The sequence below is a fragment of the Pseudopedobacter beijingensis genome, from assembly GCF_042678145.1.
Taxonomy (GTDB): domain Bacteria; phylum Bacteroidota; class Bacteroidia; order Sphingobacteriales; family Sphingobacteriaceae; genus Pseudopedobacter; species Pseudopedobacter beijingensis.
Window position 1 is genome coordinate 34,697 of sequence record NZ_JBHUDG010000048.1, and the last position, 22,066, is coordinate 56,762.

Here is a 22,066-nt window from a genome sequence, read left to right on the forward strand (position 1 = left end):
ACTAAAAGTGAAATTTAGACGAATATGGTTGGGATACGCAGCCATTATATGCTTGTTTATGTCTTGCTCCAAATCCAAGACAACCACAGAAACCTCTTTTTATTATTGGAAAACAGTATTTGATATAGATAGTAATCTAAAAGCTGTAATTAACGATAATGAAATCAATAGGCTGTATGTCAGATTTTTTGACATACAAATAAAAAACGGACAGGCCATACCGCTTTCTCCTATACTGTTTAAGACAAAACCCGATATTTCTATTGTTCCCGTAATCTATATCAAAAATGAGGTGATGTTAGATTCTCTGGTAGATTTGCAAGATTTAGCTCAAAAAACTTATGGATTAATCGAGCAAATCGCAGTAAAAAATAATATCCAGGTAGAGGAAATACAATTAGATTGTGATTGGACACTTAGAAGTAAATCTAATTATTTCGATTTCATCAAAGCAATAAAAGCTGTTAGCCAGAAAAATATAACGTCTACTATCAGACTCCATCAGGTTAAATATTACCAGAAAACGGGAATCCCTCCGGTAGACAAAGGAGTGCTGATGTATTATAATATGGGAAAAATACTGCCGGATAAAAGCAATTCTATTTATGAACGTAAAACCGCTCAGCTTTATTTGAAAAGCCTTTTAAATTATCCGTTGGAATTGGATGTGGCTTTACCTATTTATTCCTGGACTATTGTTTCCAGAAATGGTACAGTAATTAACCTGCTTAGTAAAACAACAGTGCAGGATTATACCGATATAACTAAATTTCGCCCTTTAGACCCTAACCGATTCGTGGTAACTGAAGCCAATATAAAATCGGGGATGTTTCTGAAAATTAACGACACTATTAAGGTAGAGGCTATCTCTAAAACAGATATGGATGAAATGGTAGAAGATTTGAGCCGTTATTTAAAACAAAAACCTGCTACACTTATTTATTACGATTTAGATACAATTAATACGACAACTTTTACAGATGACAAAACGTTTTTTAAAAAGACTGGGGCTAGGTTTTAGCGCCGGGGTTTTAGCAGCTTATGGTATTATTTATGCCTGTGCGGATGGAGACTGGGGGTTAGAATACTCTTCTAATTTTACACCCGAAACGTATGTAGATAAAAGCTATTCGCCCCTGTTTTTATCTGGCGATACATTCTATGATATACATTATGACGATATACATTTAACACGTTTTAATGATGAAATATTAAAAGATTGGAAGGCTTATCTGGGTAAAAAAATGGATGTAAAAGCTGTGGAATACCTGTTGTTGAACGATACGGCCAATACGCTTATTAATGATTTGTACCTGAAAAAGAAAAACGCAGATCAGTCTCCATGGTTTCAGGCAGTGAATATGAAAGATAAGAAGGTAAACAGTTTTGTAACTTTTATGTACAAAGCCAAAAAACTGGAAGCATTTTCTACACAAACCTATAATTATTGGGACTATGAGAATTTTACCAGAAAACAAGCTGATCCTACGATTGTACAGGAATTTATAACAGATTATGATAAAATATCAGATAAATTCCTGAAAAACAGGTATTGGTTTCAGGTGGCCAAAGGTTATTTCTATGCTAATGATTTAGAAGGTTTAACGGCTTTTATAAATAGAACGGAAGCAAAAACGCCTAAAAACAGCTTATACTACAGAGCTTTGGCCTATCAGGCAGGGCTTTATCACGTCAGTGGGAATTATGAAATGTCGAACTATTTGTTTGCCAGAGTTTTTGATCAGTGCCCTACGTTACGGGTAACAGCAACCTATAATTTTAAACCGCAGAACGACAGCGATTTCTTTGCTTCTATAAACAGGGCAAAAGATCTTGAAGAAAAATCAGCATTATGGGCGATGCAGGGATATTATGGAGATTTGAATAAAGCCATTTCCGAAATCTATAAAATAAACCCTAAAAGCAAACACCTCGACTTCTTGCTGACCCGGTTGGTGAATGGAGAAGAATCGGTTCTTGCAGAGATTGCCTTTCAGGATTTAGAATCTTATAAAGATAGTATCCAGCTCAAGTTAGACAAAAATGCACTGGCATTGGTAAAACAGATTGCCTCAGAAAATAGAACAAAGCAACCTTATTTGTGGACTTTGGCAGCAGGTTACCTGTCTATCTTTAATAAAGATTACAGCTATGCAGCAAAAGCATTTGCTCAGGTAGAAAAAACCAGTCCTAAAACTCATTTAGCACAAAACCAGATCCGTTTACTTAAATTGTATAACAGCGTAAGTGAAACTACAAAAATGGATAAGGCTGCCGAAGGTAAATTATTAGAAGAGCTCAACTGGTTGTATAATGTTTGTCCTAAAGATACGCTTGTTCCGGAGTTCAGGTACGAAATGGCTTCGGGTTGGACCAAGGATGTGATCTCCAGACTATATGCCAAGCAAGGCAATATTATTATGGCAGAGCTGTTTAAAGCAGATCCTGATTTTTATTACCAAAATAATCAACTGGAGTCTATGAAGAAGTTTTTATCAAGGACTGATAAAAACTCATGGGAAAAATTAGCAGAGGGTGTGTATGAGACTAAATTGACTGATATTTATGAGTTTCAGGCTATTTTTAGTGCTTATAAAGACGATATAAATCAGGCTATTGTTTATATGGATCAGGCCGGGGAAAATGCGCAGACCGAGTTATTTGGAAATCCATTTAACGGGAAAATTAAAGACTGTAATGATTGTGATCATGAAGCTCCCCAAAAAGTAAAATATTCAAAACTGGCCTTTCTGAAAAAGATGAAGGAAATGAAAGAACACATAGCTAATGGTAAAGATGTTTATGCCAATAGCTTGCTTCTGGGAAATGCATATTACAATATGTCATACTTTGGCAATGCCCGTGTGTTTTACGATAGCAATAGCATACTGAATGAGTATGGTAATTTTATAGGCGACAAAAACAGGTCTATGCTAAATGGTATGAGTATGGTCCGCAAATACTATCAACATGCCTTTAAAGCGGCTAATAATAAAGAGCAGAAAGCAAAAATAGCCTACCTGATGGCTAAGTGTGAGCGAAACGATTTTTATACGGCAAATTATTTTACACAGCCTTACAGATGGTACAATCAGGGGGATGTTGATTTTATAGCCTGGCAAGGATTTCAACAATTGAGAGACAATTATTCGGATACTAAATACTACAGAGAGGTGATTAATGAATGTGGTTATTTTAGGAAATATTTGGGTATGTAGCTGCTAAGTAAGTTGTTAAAATGTAATCGTCTTTGTTCCCGGATAGTTGTGGAAGAAAGGCGATTGTGTTTTTTTATTTAGGAATATTGAAGTAAATCTTTAAAATAGGATATTCTTACTCCTTTGATTAGTACTAACAAACATCATTACATCCTTCGTTAAAAGATGCTTTAGAGAAGCCTTAGAGGAGCTCTTGAGTTTTATTGTTCCTTGTTCAGTTTTGCTTCCGTAACATTGTCTCTGAAAGGAGCGGTATTGCTGGGAATTGAAACTTCTATTTTGTCTGAATCACGGATTATACATGATTATTGGATTTTACGGATTTGGTTGGAGTGGTGCACCTGCATCAGGGTAATCTTTTGAATTGTTGCTTCTGATACCGAGAGTTTTGTTCTTGAACCCATACACTACATTTAGATAATCTCAATCTAACCCGGTTAGAGGCTGCGAAAGCTGTTTGTGATATCCTGAACTTATTAAATAATGGTAATGGGTGGGCTTTGGCCTCTGAAATTCTACTTCATCCTTTATGAATTGAAAATCTGACAAGCTGTCATTTCTAGCGACAGAAAGCTGTCTTATATAGCAGAAAGATTACTGACATATTTAGAAAAAAACTGTCAAACCGCTATTGGCATAGGCATTGATAATAGATTTATGTTCAAAAAATTGTTAAATAAAAATTTATATATCATATGTCTAAAATTATCGGTATAGATTTAGGAACAACAAACTCATGTGTTTCAGTAATGGAAGGAAATGAGCCTGTTGTTATCACTAACAGCGAAGGTAAGCGTACTACTCCATCCATCGTAGCGTTTGTAGAAGGAGGAGAACGTAAAGTAGGAGATCCGGCAAAACGTCAGGCAATTACCAACCCAACTAAGACTATATACTCTGTAAAACGTTTTATGGGTAGCAGCTACGATGAGGTTAAAAACGAAGTTGGTCGTGTACCATACAAAATAGTTAAAGGCGACAATAACACACCAAGAGTAGAAATTGATGACCGTAAATATACGCCACAAGAAATTTCTGCAATGATTCTTCAAAAAATGAAGAAAACAGCAGAAGATTTTTTAGGTACAGAAGTTTCTGAAGCAGTGATTACCGTTCCGGCTTATTTTAATGATGCACAACGTCAGGCGACAAAAGAAGCGGGTGAAATTGCAGGTTTGAAAGTCAGAAGAATTATTAACGAACCTACTGCTGCGGCTCTGGCTTACGGGTTAGATAAAGCACACAAAGACATGAAAATTGTAGTGTTTGACTGTGGTGGTGGTACGCATGACGTTTCTGTATTAGAACTAGGTGACGGTGTATTTGAAGTAAAATCTACTGAAGGTGATACACACTTAGGTGGTGATGACTTTGACCAGGTGATTATTGATTGGTTGTCAGACGAATTTAAAGCTGAAAACGGCGGATTTGATTTGACTAAAGATCCAATGGCGTTGCAACGTTTAAAAGAAGCGGCAGAAAAAGCTAAAGTTGAGTTATCTTCTACTACATCTACAGAGATTAACTTACCTTATATTACAGCAGATGCTACTGGTCCAAAACACTTGGTGCGTACGTTAACCAAAGCTAAATTCGAAAGCCTTGCTGCCAGTTTAGTAGAGAGAACAATTGCTCCATGTAAATCTGCTTTGAAAAATGCTGGTTTATCCGTTTCGGATATTGATGAAATTATCTTAGTCGGTGGTTCTACCCGTATTCCTGCAATTCAGGAAGCCGTAGAGAAATTCTTTGGAAAAGCACCTTCTAAAGGAGTTAACCCTGATGAAGTAGTGGCAATTGGTGCTGCTATCCAGGGTGGTGTTTTAACAGGAGAGGTTAAAGATGTATTGTTGTTAGACGTTACTCCACTTTCTTTAGGTATTGAAACCATGGGAGGTGTAATGACTAAATTGATAGAGGCAAATACAACTATCCCAACTAAAAAATCTGAAACATTCTCTACCGCATCAGACAATCAGCCTTCTGTTGAAATCCATATCATACAAGGTGAACGTCCGATGGCCAAAGATAACAGAACAATAGGTCGTTTCCATTTAGATGGTATTCCACCAGCACCAAGAGGAGTTCCTCAAATTGAAGTAACTTTCGATATTGATGCTAACGGTATCATTAAAGTGTCTGCTAAAGATAAAGCAACAGGTAAAGAGCAAAATATCAGAATCGAGGCTTCTTCAGGTTTATCTCAGGAAGAAATAGATAAAATGAAACAAGAAGCTGAAGCTAATGCTGATGCTGATAAAAAAGCAAAAGAAGAAGCAGACAAAATCAATGGTGCTGATGCGCTGATTTTCTCTACCGAGAAACAGTTGAAAGAGTACGGAGATAAGATTTCTGCAGATAAGAAATCAGCTATTGAAGATGCTTTAAAAGGTTTAAAAGAAGCACATGCAGCTCGTAACTTTGCAGATGTTGATGCTAAATCTGAGGCGTTGAACCAAGCTTGGGCAGCAGCATCTGAAGAGATGTACAAAGCTGGAGCCGGTGCCGAAGGACAGGAACAGCCGGGAGCTGATGCTGGTCAAGGATCTGCAAACGCAGGTGGTAGCGCAGATGATGTAACAGATGTTGATTTCGAAGAAGTTAAAGACGACGATAAGAAATAAACTGTTTAAGTTATAATAGTAAAACCCCCGATTTAAATCATAAATCGGGGGTTTTAGTTTTAAGTCGTTTTAGTTAGTTTACTTCTGCTTTTTGAGCTTCTTTTTCCTGCCTTTTTTCTTCATGTCGTTGTTGCCTTCTTTCTTTTCTGTTATGCACCTTTTCTTTGATGGTTTCGATATCGCCCTTAAAGCTATCTATAGCGTTACCTACTTTACTGACTGTATTTTTTAAAGATTTTTCTTTTTCGTTGCTAACGCCTACACTTTCTTTAATACCGGTGAATAGAGATTTCCATAAAAAACTAAAAAAAGAGGCCTCTGCTGGTCTAACATAGTAAATGTTACCTTTGGTAAACTCTCCGTTTAAATTGGGGTTTTGGGTATTTAAAACAAATATATTGGCCAGTGTAGAAACAAAACCTTGTTTTTTTAACTTTCCATCCTCATCTCGTTTTAAAACATTCACTTTTAGGTCTTTGTAATAAAATAGCATCAAACCGCGAGCAATATTTTGGTTGGCTTTTATATTGAAGTCCATTTTTTGAATATCGGCAGAAATGATCTCTGCCATACCCAAAGGTTTTACAATTTGATTTATGGCGGTACCATTAAAACTTCCGATATGGCCTTGGTAATCAAATTCCCCAATTTTACTGTTCATATAAAATGTCATTTGTAAAGTAAGGGGAGCCTTGCCAAAAATACTGGATCTTAAATGGGCAATCATCTTCGGGTTCTGTATTAAAGCTTTTTTATCATTGGCTACATTTTTTATAGTACCATTAGTATTCAGAAAATCAATTTTACCTACCTGTTTACTTTTTTGATCGAATTCGCTATAGCTGATATCTACTTTTTTTAACTGTAATTCATCTATCTTCATGTCCAAAGCCAACTTAAGTAATTGCTGATGGGGAAATTTTCCAGTTTTATTCTTGATGATTTTTCGATAAGCGTTATTATTATAAACATCAATTTTGGCATTGCTGATGCTTAAAGTTTTTGCATACAGCTTTTGACGATTTAAAAACAGGTCAAAATCAAAACCCATGATATTGATTTCGTTAAAAGTCAAATCATAACGATCTTGTGCATAACCTATTTTTTTATGGAATTGATTTTTGTTGAACCTGGGCTCCAGTTTAACTTTTTTTAAACTCAATAAGTTTTTAGAAGTAGAGAAATTCAGGTTTTCCAGTTTAATAATATAGAGGCTATCTGGTGTGACAATTTTATAGTCTTTTATATTAAGGGTAACATCTTTTGTATAATACACCCTAGATTTATCCAGAGCGGCAGAAGAATCAATTTTAATATCTGTAATGGTAATATCCAGGTTCTTTAAGGAAGTACGTTTCTGGTTGATGTTACTTTGGTTTACAAACGTAAAATTTATATCTCTAAGTTCTATTTTTCCTACATTAACATCCTTAAAAATGTCTTTTATAAGCTGATGTAAGGGCTTATTGTTCTCTTTTTCCACCTTGACGATATCGTTATAATCCCGTCGGTTATTGTAAATAATTAAGGTGGGTTTATCAATAATAATATCGGCTACTTTTAATTCTTTAGTGGTTACAGCTTCTTTGGCATTGGCATTTTTTATAACCAAAGCAGCTACTTCCAGTTCGTACAGATTATCCGGAGCAGCCTGTTTAGCATCCAGTTTTTTGTAAACAGTTGTATCAGGAATCAGTTTAAAATGAGTGAGTTTTAAATTTCCATTGATGGGATGAATGTCTAAAGTTTTATATTCAATTCTATATAAACTATCGGTAGAGCTAAGTACCGCTTTTTTTAATTGTTCTTCCAGAAGCGGGCGCCAGTTATTAGATAGATATTTTGTTAATACCAGGAATGCAATAATGGCAATAATAACAATACCCGAAATCCAAAGGATTATTCTCTTCATAACATGCTTTTGATTATTTATAATAGTTAAAATGTGAATAATGTTTTAAAATTTGATTTCAAGAACTAATTTAGAAGCTTATAAAATCTTATAAAGTATGAAGAAGATATTTTTATCGTGTATGTTGCTGCTGGCAGGTATTGCTTATAACCATACTATTGCGGCCAATGTAGACACCGTAGAAACTTTTAGTCCATCTATGAACAAAAAGATAAAAGCGGTGATGGTAACACCAGATAGCTACAAAACTAAAAAACAATTTCCGGTGATGTACCTTTTGCATGGTCATGGCGGTAATTATGCAAGCTGGATAAAATCTGTACCTGCATTAAAAGATATTGCAGATAATAACCAAATGATTATTGTGTGTCCGGATGGAAATGTATCTAGCTGGTATTTTGACAGCCCTTTATTACCGGAGTGGAAATACGAAACCTATGTTTCGTCTGAACTGGTAAGTTGGGTTGACAGCAAGTATAAAACTATAAAATCTAAAGAGGGCAGAGGTATTACGGGTTTAAGTATGGGAGGACACGGTGCTTTGTACTTAGCAATTAAACATCAGGATGTTTTTGGAGTAGCAGGGAGTATGAGTGGAGGTGTGGATTTTAGACCTTTTCCTAAAAACTGGGCTATTGCAGAAAAATTGGGAAGTTATGAAGCATATCCTAAAAATTGGAATGATCATACAGTAATTAACCTGGTGTCTTATATTAAACCAGATCTGAAATTATTGATTGATTGCGGAACGGAAGATTTCTTTTATGCGGTAAATGAGGCGTTACACAGTGTGCTTTTGGCTAATAAGATTCAGCATGATTATATTACAAGACCGGGAAAACACAATTGGGATTACTGGAGAGAGTCTATTTACTATCAGGCTTTGTTTATGAACAGGTACTTTACTTCTAAATGATGTAATTACTAAATCTATAAAAATAAAAGGGACTATATCAAAAGGATCTTGTCAGCCCGAGCGTAGTAGAGGGATCTCTTTCAGAAATACTCAGGAAAGAGATTTCTCTTCGTTATACTCATCGAAATGACAACATTTTTATTTTTGATATAGCCCTTTTTTAGGTTAAGAACCTTTATAAGGTTACTTAGCAAGTACTTCTAGCAATTGCTGAGAAGAGTTTTTAGTATCTACTTTTTTAATAATGGCTTCAATCATGCCTTTTTCGTCTATAACAAAAGTAGTTCTGTTAATGCCCATGTATTTTTTACCATACATGTTTTTCTCGACCCAAACGCCATATTTTTCCACAATTTCTTTACTTACATCAGCAACCAATGTGAAAGGTAGTTGAAACTTCTCTTCAAATTTTTTGTGCGATTTTTCGTCATCCACACTTACTCCCAATATTTCAAACCCCTTGCTTTTAAGACTTTGATAGTTGTCTCTAAAATCACAGGCTTCGGCAGTACAACCGGGGGTGTTATCTTTTGGATAAAAATACAGAACAACCTTTTTTCCAATATAATCACTCAGAGAAACCGTATTTCCATTCTGATCAGTAGAGGTAAATAGTGGAGCTTTATCTCCTTCTTTTAGTTCTTTCATAGTTTTTTAATTTTAAAACTGCAAAGAGAAATACATTCTCAAAAAGCGAATGTATTGCTGTGTTGATTGCAGGGATTACTTTTATTTTATGAAATTATATTCAACAGTTCTGATGTTGTTTTTTGCATCAGCAACCGTAAATTTAAAAACATGATTGCCTTTTTTTAGGTCTTTTTCAAAATTATGCCAAACAGTGCCGTTGCGTGGCTCATATTCCATTAACACCCAGTTTCCGTCAATATAACCATTAAAGCTCTTTATCCCGGATAAATTATCACTCATTTTTAATGAAATCCTACCAGCGCTAGCCAGGTTTGCATTGTTGCTGATGTTTAAAGGTGTTATCACAGGTGCAATGGTATCTGCTCTGAGGTAAAATTTACCTAACACACGAGGAAAAGCTCTGATATACCCATTATAAAATTCGCCACCTTGCGAAGCGCCATTTTCATTAACAATAACCAGTTTGTCTTTTAAGGCAAGATATTCCGGATTAACTTTAATTTGAAGCTCAAATCCTTCGTGGATGGGTGTAAGCTTATTGTGAATGTGATGAATGCGAGATAAAGCACTTCCTGATGGCGGGGAATTTGAATAAATAAAATCTAAATCATCATAAAAAATACCTTTGGGAAATATAGCTATCACTTCATCATTGGCGAATCTGTTATCGTTAAGGTAATTAAAATATTTACCCTTTATAGGGGCCTTTTTAGGGAGATCATTCCCATTAGATTTTATCTTGAAATTAAGGACAGATTGGTTGCCTTTATAATCACGTAATATATACTTAATGTCATGGATATTGGTATCAGTAGTTTCAATGATACCGTAATTTTTCATGGTTTTATAAAACGATGTTTTAGCGCCGGGTAAAGCAAAACCTTTTTCTATAACCCTTCCTGTAGTTAGCTTTGCCGGGTAATCTATAAATGCGTTTACAGATCGGGTATGTTCAAAATAAAGCTGATCTATAACCGTTTCGAAAATAATAGCATCATCTAAAAGTACAGTGGTACTATAAAGTCCGTTTTTATTGGCATTCCCACTAAAAAGGTCATACGCACTTACTCCAAAACCAAACCTGCCATTTACTATAAGCGGGGTGTTTTGGGTTAGCCTGTAAGTGCCATTACTGCCTGTAATTGGGATTTGCTGTTTTTTAGTCGACTCACTAAAAGGATCGTTATTAAATGTATACAGAAATAATGCTGCAATAGTAGGTTTTATATGGTCTTCTACATCAATACCAAATATTAAAGGATTAATAGTCTGTTCTGTTTTGGTGTTCCTGATTTCGAAATGAAGATGGGGGCCTCCAGAGCTTCCTGTATTACCCGAATAAGCTATGATATCTCCCTTTTTAACAGGTATTTCTATGGGAGTTAATGGTAAGTCAAGCGTGAAACTCTGGGCCGCATACTGCCTGTTTTTTGCAAATAAAGCAATGTTGGGCGAAAATTTTTGTAAATGTGCATATACGGTAGTGGTGCCATTAGGGTGGTTAATATACAGCGCATTTCCAAAACCACCAATTTGTATTCTTATTCTTGAAATATAACCATCGGCAGCAGCATAAACAGGGTAACCTTCTCTTTGGTTGGTTTTAAAATCAAGCCCGGAGTGAAAATGGTTAGACCTGATTTCTCCAAAAGAACCCGCAAGATTGAGTTTAATATCTAAAGGATTTAAATAGTAGTTTTTTGAAACCTTGGTCAGATCAAATTCCTGAGCAAAAGCAAATTGTGTTAATACTAAGAATGAAAGGACGATTTTCCTGATCATATTTACTTTACTTCGATGTTTAACAATTCTTTATCTTCAATATAACCAACCAGTTTGTCACCGATATTCAATCTGCCAACACCTACGGGAGTTCCTGTAAAAATAAGGTCGCCCTTTTTTAGGGTGATGTATTGGGATACAAAAGCAATGATTTGGTCAAAAGAAAAAATCATATCTTTTGAGTTGCCTCGTTGTTTATAATCGCCATTCACCGTTAAAGAAAAATTAATATCTCCTTTGTCGGCAAATTCAGATAGAGGTAAAAATTCGCTTACCGGAGCCGAGTTGTCAAAACCTTTGGCAAGCTCCCAGGGTAACCCCTTAGATTTAAGTTTGGTTTGTAAATCTCTTGCTGTTAAGTCCAGTCCCAGTCCAATTTCTTCATAATATTTAGAAGCAAATTTTTGGGCAATATGCTTACCTTCTTTAGCTACTTTTAAAACCAGCTCCACTTCATAATGAATGTCGGAGGAAAAATCAGGAATATAAAACGGGCGGTTGTTTTTACTTACCGCAGTATCGGGTTTTAAAAAAATAACAGGTTCGTCTGGTACGGGATTATTCAATTCTTTAGCATGTTCGGTGTAATTGCGTCCAATAGCTATAACTTTCATGGATTTATTAGTCGTAAATTAAGATTAAAATATAGTAACAAAATTAAAAAACGGCATTCCCTTGTACATATCTGATGAGAATATTTTTTAAAGAACATGCAGTTTTAGAAATAATGAGCTCCTATTAAATGAGCTCATCAAAGTATAAGCAAAAGCTGTTCCCGAAAAAGTATATGCACTACCCAATGGGGCGGCCAGCACAAATATTTCGAAATAAAATTATAAAACAGAAATTCTTTTGATAATAGATTCAGAACCAGAAACGATTCTCACAAAATATAATCCACTATTTAATTTAGAAGTGAGATTAAAAGAGTTGATCTGCTCTCCGGCACCTACTTTTTGAGACATAAGGGTTGCTACTTCATTCCCTAGAACGTCCAGTATCTTAACCGTAACTGTGTTCTCCTTATTTAAGGTGTAAGACAAGTTAATTTGGGTAGAAACGGGATTAGGATATATTTTAACATTATCTAGGCTCTTTTGAGGGTCTGCAACCAAAACCGAAGATTTTTCTGTATTGGCAGAAGTAGATTTTGTTAAAGAGGAAGACGCTTTAACAGCCGAAATTTTCATCATAAAAGACGCAAAGTCTTTATTGATGATATCGCTTGAGTGAAATTGAGGTCTGTTAGGTCTGTTATCTTTTAAATACAGGACTTTTTTGGTAGTATCGGCCATTGCAGATGTAGTAAATGCAATACAGCAAGTGTTGCCCGCCAATTGTAAAATGGCGACCATCAAAAAAACTAAACTTACTGATAGATACTTGTTTCCCATATTATATTAACAAAAATATAAAAATTAATTCAAGAAAATAAAACAAAAACTGTCATTTATACTTTTTAACAATAATTAACGTTGAAAACTGTGCCGCTTTGTTTGGCATAAAATGTTCTAAAACAGTTTTGATTATTCAATAAGTTATTACATTTGCTTTTTTAATTTCGACAAGTGTCTAAACATCATAATTTAAACAAGCTTACAGCAGCTGGAGTTCTCATTAGTTTAGGTATCGTCTATGGAGACATTGGTACTTCGCCATTATATACTTTCAAAGCTATCATAGGAGAGCGTCTTATTTCGGAAGATCTTATTTATGGAGGTGTAAGCTGTGTTTTTTGGACATTAACCTTGCAAACAACCATTAAATATTTGCTGATTACCTTAAGAGCAGACAATAAAGGAGAAGGGGGGATTTTTTCTCTTTACTCCTTAGTGAAAAGAAAAGCTAAATGGTTGGTTTTTCCTGCTATTATAGGAGGTTGTGCTTTACTGGCAGATGGAATTATAGCTCCGCCGATTACTATTTCTGCAGCAGTTGAGGGGCTGGAAATTTACTATCCTGATTTGCAAACCCTACCCATTGTAATTGCACTTATTACATTACTTTTCATTATCCAGCAGTTCGGAACATCAACGGTAGGTAAAGCATTTGGTCCTATTATGTTTGCCTGGTTTACCATGATGGGGGTGATGGGGATAATGCAGGTGGCTCAAAATCCAGCTATTATTAAAGCACTTAATCCTTATTATGCTTATCATTTGCTGGTAAACAGTCCGTCTGTATTAACCATATTGGCAGCCGTATTTTTATGTACCACTGGTGCCGAAGCACTTTATTCTGACCTGGGGCATTGTGGGCGTCCTAATATCAGAATCAGTTGGATATACGTAAAATCCTGTTTAGTTCTTAACTATTTGGGGCAGGGAGTTTATCTGAAAGGATTGGAAAATACCTTATTGGATGGTCGTAATCCATTTTTTAGAATGATGCCCGAAACGTTTTTGGTAGTAGGGATCTCTTTAGCCACCGTTGCAGCAATTATTGCCAGTCAAGCTGTTATATCGGGCTCCTATACCATGATATCTGAGGCAGTAAGGTTAAACCTTTGGCCTAAAGTAAAAATCAATTATCCAACCAACCAGAAAGGGCAGCTATATGTTCCCAGTATTAACTGGCTGTTGTGGATAGGTTGTATTTTGGTGGTGTTATACTTCAAAAGATCAGAAAATATGGAAGCCGCCTATGGGTTGTCTATTACTTTGGCTATGATGATGACTACCATCCTGATTTCTGTTTATATGGCTAAGAAAAAAATCCCTATTTATTTGATTATTCTCTTTGCTACAGTTTATGGGATTTTAGAAGGTGTGTTTTTTGTGGGGAACATGACTAAATTTCTGCATGGCGGTTGGGTAACTATTTTAATAGGACTGATTATGTTCTCGGTAATGTGGACATGGTATTCTGCAAGAAAAATTAAGAATCGCTATATGCGTTTTGATGATATTCAGAAATATTATGATGTTATTAAAGATTTGAGTGAGGATAAGACAGTTCCACAATACTCATCGCAACTGGTGTATTTAACAAGTGCAAACTTTACCAATGAAATAGAAACCAAGGTTATTTATTCAATCCTGCAAAAGAAGCCCAAAAGGGCAGATGTGTATTGGTTAGTACATGTGGATGTGGTAGACGAACCCCATACTATGGATTATAAAATAACTCATTTGATAGAGAAGAAGTTAATCCGTATAGATTTTAAATTAGGGTTCAGAGTTGACCAAAAGATTAGTTTGCTGTTCAGAAAAGTAGTAGAAGATCTGGTTGAAGCAGGAGAGGTAGATATTATGAGCAGACACCCATCTTTGAAAAAATATAATATTACCGGAGATTTTAAATTTGTGGTTCTCGAAAAAATTCTATCCAGAGCCAATAATCTGTCTTTTATAGACAGAATTATAATGGATTATTATTTCTATCTCAAGAAAGTGAGTTTGTCTGAAGAAAAGGGCTTTGGACTGGACTTAAGCTTTGTAACTCTTGAAAAAGTGCCGCTGGTTGTAGAACCACCGGATGAAAATTCTGTACTATCTCGTATATAATAAAAATTTGATGCAATTATCTTAATATTAGTTAATTGCATCTTTTTTTATTAAATAATCTACTATATCTATAGATTTTATTTTGATATTAAAATTTAGATTCTTAATATTGTCTATCAAATTAGTAGATTATGGATCAGGCTTACTTTAATATCCAAAAAATGAACCCTAGTAGACCACGCTGTACAGGAATGTGCTGTTGTAGGGCAATCTAAAATAAACTTATTCGGTAACGAATCAGTGCTCAATCAATAGGTATGTTATCATTAGATAGCTTCCTGATATCAATCCTACACACATTATTACATTAGTTAAAACAAAACATGATAGAAGAACAAGATTTGTTAGAAAAAGTAGATTTTGAAAAGTTGGAATATCAAAAGTCAACCAGAAAATGGAAAAAAATAGCTTCGTGGTCGCTGGTATTTATCGCATTCCTGTTTTTTGCTGGGTATATCTATAATCAGGTAAGTTATGAGGGATTAGACAGTTTTGTAAAAGAGCAATTTAACAAACAGTTTTTGTTTATGTTGGCTGTAGGTTTTTTTGCACAGCTTGTTGATGGAGCTTTAGGTATGGGATATGGTGTAATATCAACTACCATGTTGCTATCTGGGGGCTATAGTCCTGCGGTTATATCGGGAAGTATACATACTGCAGAAATGTTTTCAAGCGGAGCATCTGGTTTTAGTCATTACAAATTTGGTAATGTGAATAAGAAGCTTTTTAAAACGCTGTTAATTCCAGGTGTAATAGGTGCTATTTTAGGTGCATTGCTATTAGGTTATGTAGATGAAAAGCATGCAGGTTATTTAAGACCGGTTATTTCTGTTTATACATTTATTTTAGGTATCAGAATATTGCTGCAAGCCTTTAGGAGAAGCAACACAAAGCCTAAAAAAGTTAAAAGAGCAGGTTGGTTAGCTGGTGCAGGTGGTTTTCTGGATTCTTTCGGAGGTGGAGGATGGGGGCCACTTGTTACCAGTACATTAATATCAAAAGGAAGAAGTCCTAAATATGTTATTGGCTCTGTAAGTATCACCGAGTTTTTTGTGACAATGGCAAGTGCTATCACTTTCTTCTTCATTTTAGGAACCAGTCACCTCGAGTCCATAATAGGTTTAATATTGGGAGGAGTACTGGCGGCTCCGGTAGCTGCAAAATTAGTGGGGAAATTACCTGTTAAGCAAACGTTTATAGGAGTAGGGATTATTGTGCTATTATCCAGTATCAGAATAATATGGAAGTTTTTGGAAACAGTTTTATAATAAAAGGAGGGAAATACTTAAAGCATTCCCATTTTTAAATTCACAGAACAGGAATTCAATTCAAATCAGGGGTCAGCAAAGTGACGGATAAGTATAAGAATCAGGGATGAATTTTCCTACAGGAGGGGATGAATCTTTATATATTATAGATAACAATAGTTTAGTCCATCCCCGGTGTCTATTTCTTGAAAATAAAATACACGGCCAATATCAGAAATACAAAACCAATAGCATGGTTGAGTTTGAAAGTTTCCGTTTTAAAGAAAAAAATCGTGAATATTGTAAATACGATGAGCGTAATAACTTCTTGAATTACTTTTAGTTGCCAAAGATTAAAGGGACCACCATTTTCATTAAAACCGATCCGGTTAGCCGGAACCTGGAAAGAGTATTCAAATAAAGCTATTCCCCAGCTGATTAAAATAACGCTGGTTAAGCTCAGACTGCTAAACCAGTTGAACTGTTTGAATTTGAGATGACCATACCAGGCAAAAGTCATGAAAGTATTGGATAAAACGAGTAATCCAATAGTGAGTAGCATTTTTTTCATATATTAAAAAAAACAAATATAATCTTTGATATAAAAAGAGAGGAAATTTTATTGTGGGAGGCTTAAAATCAACAGATCATCGAGGTTATGAATTGTATTAAAACAAGTACATACTTGATTTTTAGCAAATATTCTCTTTAATTTGGGTTTCGTTAAAAAGTAAATAAAAAAGAGATGAAGTTTTTGGTTTCCGTGGTATTGATGTCCTTTTGCATGAGTTTTACTTCTTGTAGCGAAAATTCTGTAAAACAAAATGATACCCTTAAATCTGTTAAAGCAGAAAATAATAAAACATCAGAAGCAAAAGCAGAGCTGGAGAAAAGTAAAAAACCAGTTTGTTGCCAGTCAAATATCCCTTCACGGTTTTAGACCCGGAATAGATTTTCTTGTTAGATCTGCCAATCGATAGGTTCAAGTCCCTGTTGTTCTAAATATTTATTGGTTTTACTAAAAGGGCGCGATCCAAAGAAACCGTTATAGGCAGAAAAAGGAGAGGGATGGGCAGATTTGACTATAAAATGCTTGCTTGTATCAATTAATCTTGCTTTTTCCTGAGCAAATCTTCCCCACAATATAAATACAACCCCGGATTTATAATCCGAAACAGCTTTGATAGCCGCATCGGTAAATATTTCCCAGCCTTGCTTTTGGTGAGAAGCTGCTTTACTGGCCTCAACAGTTAAAGTAGCGTTTAATAAAAGAACACCTTGTTGAGCCCATTTGGTAAGATTCCCTGTAGAAGGAATTTTAAATCCTGCTATATCTTGTTCCAGTTCTTTGTATATATTTTGTAAGGATGGCGGAAGTCTGATGTTATCCTTCACGGAAAAAGATAATCCATGAGCTTGACCATAGCCATGATAAGGATCTTGACCGATTAGTACAACTTTAACATGATCAAATGGTGTAAGGTTGAATGCATTAAAAATCTCGTTACTAGGAGGGTATATAATCTTCTTTTGTTGTTTTTCTATCAACAGAAAAGACTTTAAACTCTTCATATAATCTTTTTCGAACTCGTTACCAACAACCTTTAACCAGGAAGATTCTAATTGTACACTCATTTTTTGACCTTTATTTATGAATAGCAAATCAAATAACCGATATTTGCAGACGCTAAAATAGGAATGCTAGGTTAAAATGAAAAGTACTTTTATTTTAGAGATTAAAAAAGAATTGATTTTAGGAAGAAGATATGCCAAATTTTATTAGAATTATTCTGGCGGCAGTAATTTTAGGAGCAGCCGTAACATTAATGGTGTTTTCGCACTGGGGATGGGGGATTTTATTGGTTTTTGTAGCTTTATTGGTTTTTGTAACCTATATTTTTAATGAGAAAATGTTGATGGCCCAATGGCATCTCAGAAAAGAAAATATGGATAAAGCTCAACAATGGTTAAATAAAATCAACAACTATGAAAAAGAGCTTTATAAAGGACAATGGGGGTATTACCATCTGTTAATAGGTTTGATAGAGTCAAGAACATCACCTATGAAATCCGAAAAATATTTTAAGAAAGCATTGCAGTTTGGTTTAACCATGGATCATAATATAGCTTTGGCAAATTTGAGTTTAGCAGGAGTAGAGATGGCAAAACGTAATAAACGCGAAGCACAACGTTTATTAAAAGAAGCAGAGAAAGCAGATAAAAATAAACTAATGGCCGAGCAGATTAAGATGATGAAGGGTCAGATGAGTATGTTAGATAAAACGCAAATGGTGCAGGGAGGTAGAGGCCGAGGAGGATTTAGACAATATTAATTAAGATATGAAAACAAAAAAGGAGTACTTTAAAGTACTCCTTTTTTGTTTTATAGTAGTGACTTTAAAATTTGATTTAGATTGGTAAACATAAACTTATTACAGTTTAAAATGTTAAATTGCTAATAATCATTAAAATGAATTGCTATGACTGAAAGAAATTCTATGACCACCTTGTCTGAAGTACTAAATAAACTCAAAAATGAAGGTTATACGGTAGATTTCAACCTTAGTGAAAACTGTTTGGTATGTGCCGGAAATTCACTAAAAATTAACCCTGATGAATTTGTTGTCGATAGGCATTTCCGCTTTGAGGGCAATACAGATCCTGGAGATGAAGCCATTGTTTATGCAATATCTTCCGCAAAAAATAATATTAAAGGGGTATTGGTGAATGCTTACGGGATTTATAGTGATGATATGACTGATGAAATGGTTAAGGCCTTATCTAAGAAAAACCCATAAGTATTATATATAAGGTTAAACAAGAAGAAGGCGTCTGGAAAGATTGCCTTCTTTTTTTTATAGCTATTTTTTTGATTTGGAGTTCTTGGGGGCTGTGGTATCATCAGGTGATTGATGTTTGCATTATCGACATTGTTCCTTACAATACTATACTTTTTTATGCAGTCAAATGCTTATAAGCTTTGAATTGGTGTTGTTAACTAAAAGAGAATTAAATTGCATTTTATGGTGTTTGTTTTGTTTTCTTGTTTATATATTTGGAGCTATAAAAATATTATGATGAATTATAAGTCTATTTTAACCTTTTTTTTGTTTTTATTATGCGTCTCTGTTACTTATGCGCAGGTAGATACTTTATTTATAAATGGAGAAAGAATTCCGTGTAGCGTTAAAGAAGTTACAGCTGATGCGGTAAAGTTCTCTTATCCCGGAGAAGATTTACTCAATACTGTGTATAAAAATACAGTTCAGCAAATAAAATTCAAAAGCGGCCGTACGCAAACCTTTATAGAAGCTTCTTCTTATAAAAAAGTATCATCGGTAGATGATTATGATAATGTTACCATGACTTCTGTAGAATCAGAAGTAAAAGGTTTATATAAATTAGGAGAGGTGAGTTCAAAAGCGAAAGGAACTACTACATTGTCAAATCAGGAAAGAGTAAAAGAAAGAGCTTATAGGAAACTGAAAATCGAAGCCGCAATGTTGGGGGCAAATATTGTTTATCTGACCAATCAAAGAAGTGAGGGTAATAAATTTGGAGGTTACTATCAGTCAGGGTCTTCTGCAGAAACTAACCTAACAGGAGTTGCTTATACTAACCAGTTACCCAGTATTGAAGATTTTAAGAAATTAACAAATGGTAAGTCTGATTTTGTTGTAGTTGAAGAGACTAAAATGTGGTCTAGTGATAGCGATATGTCAAAATCTGCAATTAAAAAAGATTTTAAAGTATTGGATATCGTTAACGATAATGGTATTATTACTATTAATGGAGAGTTAAGTGGAGTAAAGAAATATTCTAAATTCAGATTAGTAGGATTTACCGCAGATTCTTTTAATATCTATTACAAAGATAAAAGCACTGTTTATAATTATAAAGTGCAGTTTAAATAAAATAGAGCTAGTTTTTATAAACAAAAAAGGTCGAGATTTCTCTCGACCTTTTCTGTTTATAGTGTGGAGTCGGAGGGATTCGAACCCTCGTCCAAACATGGGATTAGTTGCGCTTTCTACATGCTTATTTTGTGTTTATTTGTCGGGATAAAGTTGGCCACAAACAGCCTGCATTAACCTTAGTTTCTAAAATTGTCGGGATACTATCGAAACATTTGTATCCTTATTCCAACATTTCGGTGCTCCTGGTTCAGGTGTCGTTGGCTAGAACCCCTGAGGAACATCCTGCTTCCGCTACTGTAGCGAGACTAGGGCAAATCTTAAATCTTTAAGATTAAGCAGCAAGAGCGTAATTATTTTCGCCTTTTATTGTTTAAGAACCCTGATTATAGTGATGTTTTCTCAATTCACTGCATGCTTACACACTTATCGTCCATCCTGTCAATTCCGGTCGACCCCGTTGTAATGCTTACACAAAGGTAAGCATTTTTCTATAAATGTACGTTAGTCAGTTTTTTATCTGACGCTAAAGTTCTGCCCGGATATACTTCTAAAGCCTTTTCAAGACAAATCATGGCATTAGTCAAATCTGTTTGATTAAGAACATAAGCCATCCTTACCTCATTTTCTCCCACACCTTTTGTAGCATAAAAACCTGTAGCAGGTGCAAGCATAACGGTCTGGTTTTCATAAGAAAATTCTTCCAGCATCCATTTACAAAATCTATCCGCGTTGTCAATAGGTAATTTAGCTACTACATAAAATGCACCGCCCGGATTGGGGCAAAAAACACCTTCCATTTTATTAAGAGAGCTCACCAGAATATTTCTACGTTTCTCATATTCCTGGTTTACCTCTTTAAAATATTCATCAGGGGTATGAAGTGCAGCAGCCTCACCTGCAATTTGCTCTACCAATCCAGGACTTAGTCTGGCCTGAGCAAAACGCAGGGCAATTTCCATCACGGCTTTGTTCTTGGTAATAATGCACCCTAATCTGGCGCCACAGGCACTATAGCGTTTAGAAACGGTATCTATAATAATAACATGATCCTCCAATCCATCAAAATGCATAGGTGAAAGAAATTCTTTACCTTCATAGCAAAACTCTCGGTATGCTTCATCAGCAATAATATAAAGATCGTGTTTTAAAGCAAGTTCTTTTAAATCCAAAAACTCTTGTCTGGAATATAAATATCCGGTTGGGTTATTTGGATTACAGATCATAATGGCTTTTGTTTTCGAAGTGATAGATTTCTCAAACTCGGCAATAGGAGGTAAGGCAAAACCGTTATCTATTACAGAAAGTATAGGTTTTACTACAGAATCACTCTGACAAGCGTATGCATTATAGTTAGCATAAAACGGTTCTGGTATAATGACTTCGTCACCCTGATTAAGACAAGTCATTAAAGAAATAATAATAGCCTCAGACCCCCCGGTTGTTACCAAAATATCTTCTGGTGTAATGTTGTATCCTAATTTGTTATAGTATTGGGCCAAAGCTTTTCTATAGGCGACAGTCCCCTCAGATGCGGTATAGGCCCATACTTTAAAGTCGATGTTTTTTATCGCATTTAACATAACGGCCGGTGTCTCAATATCGGGTTGACCGATATTCAGATGATAAACCTTCTTTCCTTCCGCTTTAGCTTTCTCGGCTAGCGGTGTGAGCTTCCTGATTGGCGAAGCTGGCATCTGTTTCCCTTTTTCAGATATCTTTGGCATAATTCCACAAAATTAGTGGTGTTTTTTAAATTGTTATTTAGTTTCAGAATGTATATATACAAAGAAAAGCCTTTTCTGAAATTACAGAGAAGGCTTTTCCTGAATTTTAATGCGTTAAATACTAGTTGGCGGCTGCGCTAACAACCTCTCCCTTTATGTATAACATTTTTACAGGAGTTTTGGAATTGGACGTGATTTTAACAAACTTGTTAAAAGGAGCCAAAGCAGCAGCATTGTACGTTAATGTAATAGAACCAGATCCACCTTTTGGTACCGGAGTTCCTTGTTTAGGTTCAACATTAGGAACCGTACAACCACAGGTAGACTCCACATTAGAAATAATTAAAGGCTCATTTCCAACATTGGTATATTTAAAAGTAAACGAAACCGGTTTCCCTTGAGGGATTTTTCCAAAATCATACGTTTCTTCTACAAATTTAAACTCTGCTTTATTGTCTTGCATAGCGGTAAAGCCAATGAAAGAAACAAGTATGGCAGCGATAAAAAATAATTTTTTCATAACCAAATTAAATTTATTCAAATGTAACAATCTCAAAAGATGTTCCAAA

At 35.1% G+C, this 22,066-nt stretch carries 19 protein-coding genes and 1 other RNA gene; 10 read left to right on the forward strand and 10 right to left on the reverse strand.

The window, feature by feature from the left end:
• Window positions 1-58: 58 nt before the first annotated feature.
• The 3 genes from ACFSAH_RS16590 to dnaK all read left to right on the forward strand — a co-directional run bounded on the left by ACFSAH_RS16590 (window position 59) and on the right by dnaK (window position 5,842).
• Window positions 59-1,021: a hypothetical protein gene (locus ACFSAH_RS16590; protein WP_379663862.1), complete on the forward strand. Its 963-nt coding sequence runs from the start codon at window positions 59-61 to the stop codon at window positions 1,019-1,021.
• Entirely contained in the window at window positions 981-3,218 is a 2,238-nt protein-coding gene (locus ACFSAH_RS16595) for a hypothetical protein (RefSeq protein ID WP_379663863.1), read from the forward strand. The genes ACFSAH_RS16590 and ACFSAH_RS16595 overlap by 41 nt, the downstream gene beginning before the upstream one ends.
• A 695-nt stretch (window positions 3,219-3,913) precedes the next feature.
• A complete protein-coding gene (dnaK, locus tag ACFSAH_RS16600; RefSeq protein ID WP_379663864.1) occupies window positions 3,914-5,842 on the forward strand; it encodes a molecular chaperone DnaK in 1,929 nt (642 codons plus the stop codon).
• Between the two features lie 73 nt (window positions 5,843-5,915).
• Here the strand turns inward: dnaK and ACFSAH_RS16605 are convergent, their stop codons facing one another.
• Window positions 5,916-7,754, reverse strand: a complete 1,839-nt coding sequence (locus tag ACFSAH_RS16605; protein ID WP_379663865.1) for a hypothetical protein — start codon at window positions 7,752-7,754, stop codon at window positions 5,916-5,918.
• A gap of 97 nt (window positions 7,755-7,851) precedes the next feature.
• On the opposite strand from ACFSAH_RS16605, the gene ACFSAH_RS16610 reads away from it, so the two are divergent.
• On the forward strand, window positions 7,852-8,670 hold the full coding sequence (locus ACFSAH_RS16610) for an alpha/beta hydrolase (protein WP_379663866.1): 819 nt from the start codon (window positions 7,852-7,854) through the stop codon (window positions 8,668-8,670).
• Window positions 8,671-8,853: 183 nt separating this feature from the next.
• Here ACFSAH_RS16610 and bcp read toward each other — a convergent pair whose 3' ends face one another.
• From bcp to ACFSAH_RS16630, 4 genes are all read right to left on the reverse strand, one after another.
• A complete protein-coding gene (gene bcp, locus ACFSAH_RS16615; RefSeq protein ID WP_379663867.1) occupies window positions 8,854-9,318 on the reverse strand; it encodes a thioredoxin-dependent thiol peroxidase in 465 nt (154 codons plus the stop codon).
• Window positions 9,319-9,399: 81 nt separating this feature from the next.
• Window positions 9,400-11,103, reverse strand: coding sequence for a M23 family metallopeptidase (locus tag ACFSAH_RS16620; protein WP_379663868.1), 1,704 nt, complete (start codon window positions 11,101-11,103; stop codon window positions 9,400-9,402).
• Between the two features lie 2 nt (window positions 11,104-11,105).
• Entirely contained in the window at window positions 11,106-11,717 is a 612-nt protein-coding gene (locus ACFSAH_RS16625) for a fumarylacetoacetate hydrolase family protein (RefSeq protein ID WP_379663869.1), read from the reverse strand.
• Window positions 11,718-11,936: 219 nt separating this feature from the next.
• On the reverse strand, window positions 11,937-12,497 hold the full coding sequence (locus ACFSAH_RS16630; protein ID WP_379663870.1) for a T9SS type A sorting domain-containing protein: 561 nt from the start codon (window positions 12,495-12,497) through the stop codon (window positions 11,937-11,939).
• Window positions 12,498-12,671: 174 nt separating this feature from the next.
• Here ACFSAH_RS16630 and ACFSAH_RS16635 point away from each other — a divergent pair, with 174 nt between their 5' ends.
• Both ACFSAH_RS16635 and ACFSAH_RS16640 read left to right on the forward strand, forming a co-directional pair.
• Window positions 12,672-14,609 carry a KUP/HAK/KT family potassium transporter gene (locus tag ACFSAH_RS16635; protein ID WP_379663871.1) on the forward strand — a complete coding sequence of 646 codons (1,938 nt, stop codon included), beginning with the start codon at window positions 12,672-12,674 and terminating at the stop codon, window positions 14,607-14,609.
• A gap of 323 nt (window positions 14,610-14,932) precedes the next feature.
• Window positions 14,933-15,877 carry a sulfite exporter TauE/SafE family protein gene (locus tag ACFSAH_RS16640; protein WP_379663872.1) on the forward strand — a complete coding sequence of 315 codons (945 nt, stop codon included), beginning with the start codon at window positions 14,933-14,935 and terminating at the stop codon, window positions 15,875-15,877.
• 178 nt (window positions 15,878-16,055) lie between these two features.
• Here the strand turns inward: ACFSAH_RS16640 and ACFSAH_RS16645 are convergent, their stop codons facing one another.
• A complete protein-coding gene (locus ACFSAH_RS16645; RefSeq protein WP_379663873.1) occupies window positions 16,056-16,427 on the reverse strand; it encodes a DMT family protein in 372 nt (123 codons plus the stop codon).
• Window positions 16,428-16,601: 174 nt separating this feature from the next.
• Here ACFSAH_RS16645 and ACFSAH_RS16650 point away from each other — a divergent pair, with 174 nt between their 5' ends.
• On the forward strand, window positions 16,602-16,796 hold the full coding sequence (locus ACFSAH_RS16650) for a hypothetical protein (RefSeq protein WP_379663874.1): 195 nt from the start codon (window positions 16,602-16,604) through the stop codon (window positions 16,794-16,796).
• A gap of 20 nt (window positions 16,797-16,816) precedes the next feature.
• On the opposite strand, the gene ung is transcribed toward ACFSAH_RS16650, so the two are convergent.
• Window positions 16,817-17,491 carry a uracil-DNA glycosylase gene (gene ung, locus ACFSAH_RS16655; protein WP_379663875.1) on the reverse strand — a complete coding sequence of 225 codons (675 nt, stop codon included), beginning with the start codon at window positions 17,489-17,491 and terminating at the stop codon, window positions 16,817-16,819.
• 131 nt (window positions 17,492-17,622) lie between these two features.
• Here ung and ACFSAH_RS16660 point away from each other — a divergent pair, with 131 nt between their 5' ends.
• From ACFSAH_RS16660 to ACFSAH_RS16670, 3 genes are all read left to right on the forward strand, one after another.
• A complete protein-coding gene (locus ACFSAH_RS16660) occupies window positions 17,623-18,189 on the forward strand; it encodes a tetratricopeptide repeat protein (protein WP_379663876.1) in 567 nt (188 codons plus the stop codon).
• Window positions 18,190-18,336: 147 nt separating this feature from the next.
• Window positions 18,337-18,654: a phosphoribosylpyrophosphate synthetase gene (locus ACFSAH_RS16665; protein WP_379663877.1), complete on the forward strand. Its 318-nt coding sequence runs from the start codon at window positions 18,337-18,339 to the stop codon at window positions 18,652-18,654.
• Window positions 18,655-18,930: 276 nt separating this feature from the next.
• The gene (locus ACFSAH_RS16670) at window positions 18,931-19,770 is read left to right on the forward strand and encodes a hypothetical protein (RefSeq protein WP_379663878.1); all 840 of its coding nucleotides are present in this window, start codon (window positions 18,931-18,933) and stop codon (window positions 19,768-19,770) included.
• Window positions 19,771-19,831: 61 nt separating this feature from the next.
• On the opposite strand, the gene ssrA is transcribed toward ACFSAH_RS16670, so the two are convergent.
• From ssrA to ACFSAH_RS16685, 3 genes are all read right to left on the reverse strand, one after another.
• Window positions 19,832-20,229, reverse strand: a transfer-messenger RNA (tmRNA) gene (ssrA, locus tag ACFSAH_RS16675).
• Window positions 20,230-20,261: 32 nt separating this feature from the next.
• Window positions 20,262-21,497 carry a pyridoxal phosphate-dependent aminotransferase gene (locus tag ACFSAH_RS16680; RefSeq protein ID WP_379663879.1) on the reverse strand — a complete coding sequence of 412 codons (1,236 nt, stop codon included), beginning with the start codon at window positions 21,495-21,497 and terminating at the stop codon, window positions 20,262-20,264.
• Window positions 21,498-21,618: 121 nt separating this feature from the next.
• Complete coding sequence (locus ACFSAH_RS16685; RefSeq protein WP_379663880.1) at window positions 21,619-22,017, reverse strand: DUF1573 domain-containing protein; 399 nt, start codon at window positions 22,015-22,017, stop codon at window positions 21,619-21,621.
• Window positions 22,018-22,066 lie beyond the last annotated feature (49 nt).